Origin of the sequence: Promicromonospora citrea (assembly GCF_013004695.1) — a bacterium.
GTDB lineage: Bacteria > Actinomycetota > Actinomycetes > Actinomycetales > Cellulomonadaceae > Promicromonospora > Promicromonospora citrea.
This window is the reverse complement of the sequence record NZ_JABEMG010000208.1, coordinates 1-5,123: the sequence shown is the minus strand read 5'-3', so window position 1 is coordinate 5,123 and position 5,123 is coordinate 1. Positions and strand designations below refer to the sequence as shown.

The 5,123-nt window shown below is 73.9% G+C and carries 4 protein-coding genes; 3 read left to right on the top strand and 1 reads right to left on the bottom strand.

Annotated features, from left to right (window positions below):
* Positions 1–764 (bottom strand): phosphatase PAP2 family protein (locus tag HLB15_RS22285; RefSeq protein WP_171108775.1); only part of this gene is annotated, 764 nt, incomplete at its 3' end.
* A gap of 227 nt (positions 765–991) precedes the next feature.
* Here HLB15_RS22285 and topA point away from each other — a divergent pair.
* The 3 genes from topA to HLB15_RS22270 form a co-directional block, all read left to right on the top strand.
* Positions 992–3,781: a type I DNA topoisomerase gene (topA, locus tag HLB15_RS22280; RefSeq protein ID WP_171108774.1), complete on the top strand. Its 2,790-nt coding sequence runs from the start codon at positions 992–994 to the stop codon at positions 3,779–3,781.
* A gap of 65 nt (positions 3,782–3,846) precedes the next feature.
* Positions 3,847–4,548: a dTMP kinase gene (gene tmk, locus HLB15_RS22275; protein ID WP_171108772.1), complete on the top strand. Its 702-nt coding sequence runs from the start codon at positions 3,847–3,849 to the stop codon at positions 4,546–4,548.
* Positions 4,545–5,123 (top strand): DNA polymerase III subunit delta' (locus tag HLB15_RS22270; protein ID WP_171108770.1); only part of this gene is annotated, 579 nt, incomplete at its 3' end. The genes tmk and HLB15_RS22270, both read left to right, overlap by 4 nt.

The window sequence follows — 5,123 nt, the reverse complement described above, 5'->3', positions numbered from 1 at the left end:
CCGGCGCCGCCCAGCGCACCGAGGGCGACGGCGCCGCTCACCGCGGCACCGACCAGCAGCAGCGCGGCGGCGCCCGCCGTGGCCGCCGTCCCGCCGTCCTGCGGCCGGTCGAGCGAGGACGGCGAGCCGAGCGCGCACGTGAGCGCTCCCCACGCGAGGACGACGAGCACGCCCGCCACGACGTCGGAGGGCCGGTGCCACTGCCCGACGAGCGTCGACACGCCGGTCGCGGCCGTGAACCCGGCGCCTGCCACGGCGACGACGGGCCGCCAGCGGCGCGGGACGGCGACGAGGAGACCCGCCGCGACGGACGCCGCGACGGTCGTGTGCCCGCTGGGCAGGGTGTTGACGTCGGCGCGGGGGACGTCGAGGAGCGCGGGCCGGTCCAGCACCACGTACTTGAGCACCTGGGTGGTCAGGTTGGCGCCGACGACGAGCACGACCACCTGCGCGGCGAGCCACCACCGCCGGCGCACGAGCGCCAGGACGACGGCGACGGCGAGGGCGAGGCCGACGAACGTGGTGGACACCACACCGAGCACCGGCTCGGCGAGCTCCCACAGCCTGCCCTGGCCCCGGGCGGCGCCGTCGAGGGCGAGCTGGTCGACCGACTGGCCCGACCCGGTCCGGACGAAGGTGTCCCAGGTGACGTACAGTGCCCAGGTCGCCAGGAGCGCGACGGCCGCCGCGGCGACGCGGGGCCAGGTCCGGGGCCGCTGCGCCGCCCGCGGGAGGGCCGGCTGGGTCAGGGAGACGTCCGTCATGCCGTCACGGTAGTCGCCCCGGCTGAAGAGACCGTGGACCTGGTGTGATGCTGTTCCGGCGGTCGTGACGAGACGTCCGGGGAGGCGCGGATCACCACGGTCATGCGAAACCCCGGCGCCACCGGATCCCGGCCGGATAGGGTGCGATCCGTCGCGCCTGGCGTACCGTGAACTCTCCAAAGCCACTCGGCGCTCACCCCAGACCCGCAGGAAGCAGGCAGGACCGGATGTCCCAGGCACGCAAGCTCGTGATCGTGGAGTCGCCCACGAAGGCTCGCAAGATCCAGAGCTACCTCGGCGACGACTACGAGGTCGAGGCCAGCGTCGGGCACATCCGTGACCTGCCGCAGCCCAAGGACCTGCCCGCGGACATGAAGAAAGGCCCCTACGGCAAGTTCGCCGTGGACGTGGACAACGGGTTCGAGCCGTACTACGTGGTGCACGCGGACAAGAAGAAGAAGGTCAGCGAGCTCAAGAAGGCCCTCAAGGACGCCGACGAGCTCTTCCTCGCGACCGACGAGGACCGCGAGGGCGAGGCCATCGCCTGGCACCTGATCCAGGAGCTCAAGCCCAAGGTCCCGGTCAAGCGCATGGTGTTCCACGAGATCACGCGGGACGCGATCCTGCGGGCCCTGGAGAACACCCGCGAGCTGGACCAGGACCTCGTCGACGCGCAGGAGACGCGGCGCATCCTCGACCGCCTGTACGGCTACGAGGTGTCGCCCGTGCTGTGGCGCAAGGTGCGCCAGGGCCTGTCGGCCGGCCGCGTGCAGTCGGTCGCGACGCGCCTCGTGGTCGAGCGCGAGCGCGAGCGCATGGCCTTCGTCCCCGCCGACTACTGGGACGTCACGGGCACCTTCGCGGTGGCGGACGAGGGCCAGCCCACCTTCCGGGCGCGGCTCACCCAGCTCGCCGGTGACAAGGTCGCCTCGGGCCGCGACTTCGACGACCGCGGCAGGCTCAAGGTCCGCACGGGCGTCGTCCAGCTCTCGCAGGAGACGGCGGACGCGGTCGTCGCGGGGCTCGCCGACGCCGACTTCGCGGTGCGCAGCCTCGAGACCAAGCCGTACACCCGGCGTCCGGCCGCGCCGTTCACGACCTCGACGCTGCAGCAGGAGGCGGGGCGCAAGCTGCGCATGTCGTCCCGGCAGGCGATGCGCACGGCGCAGGCGCTGTACGAGAACGGCTACATCACCTACATGCGTACCGACAGCCCCTCGCTGTCGAAGGAGGCGACGGACGCCGCGCGACGCCAGGCTGCCGAGCTGTACGGTCCCGAGTACGTGCCGGGGGCGCCGCGGCTGTACCAGTCCAAGTCCAAGGGCGCCCAGGAGGCGCACGAGGCGATCCGCCCCGCCGGCGACTCGTTCCGGACGCCCGCCCAGGTGGCCGGCGAGCTGAGCGGCGACCAGTTCCGCCTCTACGAGCTGATCTGGAAGCGCACGGTCGCCTCCCAGATGGCCGACGCGAAGGGGTCGACGGCGTCCGTACGCCTCGGCGCCGTCGTCTCCGGCGGTCCGCAGGACGGTCACGAGGCGGTGTTCTCGGCGTCCGGCACGGTGATCACGTTCCGCGGTTTCCTCGCCGCGTACGAGGAGGGGGCCGACGCCGACGCCGAGGCCGACTCCGCGGCGTCGCGCGAGACGCGCCTGCCCGCCATGGCGGAGGGCGACCCGCTGACGGGCACGGACCTCACCGCCGACGGCCACACGACGACGCCGCCCGCGCGCTACACCGAGGCGTCGCTCGTCAAGGCGCTCGAGGAGCGCGGCATCGGCCGGCCGTCGACGTACGCGGCGACGATCTCGACGATCCAGGACCGCGGCTACGTCGTGACCCGGGGCCAGGCCCTCGTGCCGACGTGGCTCGCGTTCGCCGTGGTCCGGCTGCTCGAGGAGCACTTCGACCGGCTCGTCGACTACGACTTCACCGCGACGATGGAGGCGGACCTCGACCAGATCGCCGCGGGCTCGCGCGAGCGCGTGGCCTGGCTCAAGGAGTTCTACTTCGGCGAGGACGAGGGCAACCTCGGCACCTCCGACGCGCTCGGTGTGGACAGCGACGGCGGCGGCCTGCGCGCGCTCGTCGAGAACCTCGGCGAGATCGACGCGGCGGCGATCAACTCGGTCGACATCGGCGAGGGCATCCGCGTGCGCGTCGGCCGGTACGGCCCGTACGTCGAGGACCTGTCCGCCGAGGTCCCGGAGGGCAAGAACCCGCCGCGGGCCTCGGTGCCCGACGACATCGCACCCGACGAGCTGACGGTCGAGAAGGCGCGCGAGCTGCTCGCCGCCGGCGCGGACGACGGCCGCGTGCTCGGCACCCACCCCGAGACCGGCAACCCCGTCGTCGCGAAGAACGGCCGGTACGGCCCGTACGTGACCGAGCAGCTCCCCGAGCCGGACCTCGACCCGGACCTCTCGGCCGCCGCGCGCAAGCGCGCCCTGGCCGCGCTGCCCAAGCCGAGGACGGCGTCGCTGCTCAAGTCGCAGGCGCTGGACACGGTGACGCTCGAGGACGCGCTCCAGCTCATGTCCCTGCCCCGCGTCGTGGGGGTCGACCCGGAGTCCGGCGACGAGATCACCGCGCAGAACGGCCGCTACGGCCCGTACCTCAAGAAGGGCACGGACTCCCGGACGCTGCCGAGCGAGGAGGCCATCTTCACGGTCACCCTCGAGGAGGCCCTGGAGATCTACAAGCAGCCCAAGCGTGGTCGCGGCCGGACGGCGACGCCGCCCCTGCGGGAGCTCGGCGACGACCCGAACAGCGGCAAGCCGATCCAGGTCAAGGACGGGCGGTTCGGCCCGTACGTGACCGACGGCGAGACCAACCGCACCCTGCCGCGCGACCTCACCCCCGAGACGATCACGCCCGAGCGCGCGATCGAGCTGCTCGCGGAGAAGCGCGCCCAGGGTCCGGCCAAGAAGCGCACCACGCGCTCGACGGCCAAGAAGGCGCCCGCCAAGAAGGCCCCGGCCAAGAAGTCGACGCGCGCGAGCTCGGCGACGAGCAAGTGACCGGCCCTGTCCCCGGCGCCGCCCGCGGACGGGTCGATGTCGGTGGCCGCGGTTAGTGTTGCGGCGTGAACGCACCGGGCTACTTCATCTCCTTCGAGGGCGGCGAGGGCGTCGGCAAGTCGACGCAGTCCCGCCTCCTCGGTGACTGGCTGGCGGGCCTGACCGGTCGCGAGGTGGTGCTCACGCGCGAGCCCGGTGGCACGGCGCTCGGCCAGGAGCTGCGCGCGGCCGTCATGCACGGGCAGGACATGGGACCGCGGGCCGAGGCGCTGATCTACGCGGCCGACCGCGCGCACCACGTCGACACGCTGGTGCGGCCGGCGCTCGAGCGTGGCGCCGTGGTGATCACCGACCGCTACCTCGACTCGTCCGTCGCGTACCAGGCCGGGGGACGCGAGCTGCCGGCGCGCGAGGTCGAGCGCCTGTCCCGGTGGGCCACGCGGGGCCTGAGCACGGACGTCACGGTGCTGCTCGACCTCGACCCGGAGGTCGCGGCCGAGCGGCGCGCCCGGGCCGAGGGCAAGGGCGGGCTCGACCGCCTGGAGCGCGCGGGGATCGAGTTCCACACGCGGGTGCGCGACGCGTTCCTGCAGCGCGCGGCCGCCGACCCCGAGCGCTGGGTGGTCATCGACGCGTCGGCGCCGGTCGACGACCTGCAGGCGCAGATCCGGGTCGACGTCGCGGCGCGGCTCGGGCTGACCCCGGTGGTCGCGGAGGCCACGACCCTCGACGAGACGGTGCCGGACTCGCAGGAGGGCGTCTCGTGACGGTCTGGGACGACGTCGTGGGTCAGGAGTCCGCCGTCGGCACGCTCCGGGCGGCCGTCGCGGACCGCGCGGCGATGACGCACGCGTGGCTCGTGACCGGCCCGCCCGGCTCGGGGCGCTCGGTGGCCGCGCGGGCGTTCGCCGCGGCCCTCCAGTGCCCCCAGGGCGGCTGCGGGCGCTGCCAGGCCTGCACCACGTCGCTCGCGGGCACGCACCCCGACGTCACGCTGCTGGCCACCGAGAAGGTGGTCATCACCATCGACGAGGTGCGTGACCTCATCACGACGGCGTCGCGGTCGCCGTCGGGCGGGCGGTGGCGCGTCATCATCGTCGAGGACGCCGACCGCATGGCCGAGCGCACCACGAACGTGCTGCTGAAGACGATCGAGGAGCCGCCGCCGCAGACCGTGTGGGTGCTGTGCGCGCCGTCGGTGCAGGACGTGCTGCCCACGATCCGCTCGCGCTGCCGCGGCGTCGTGCTGCGCGTGCCCCCGCCACAGGCGGTCGCCGACCTGCTGGTGCGGCGCGACGGCGTGGACCCGGCCGTCGCGCTGAGCGCCGCCCGCGCCGCGCAG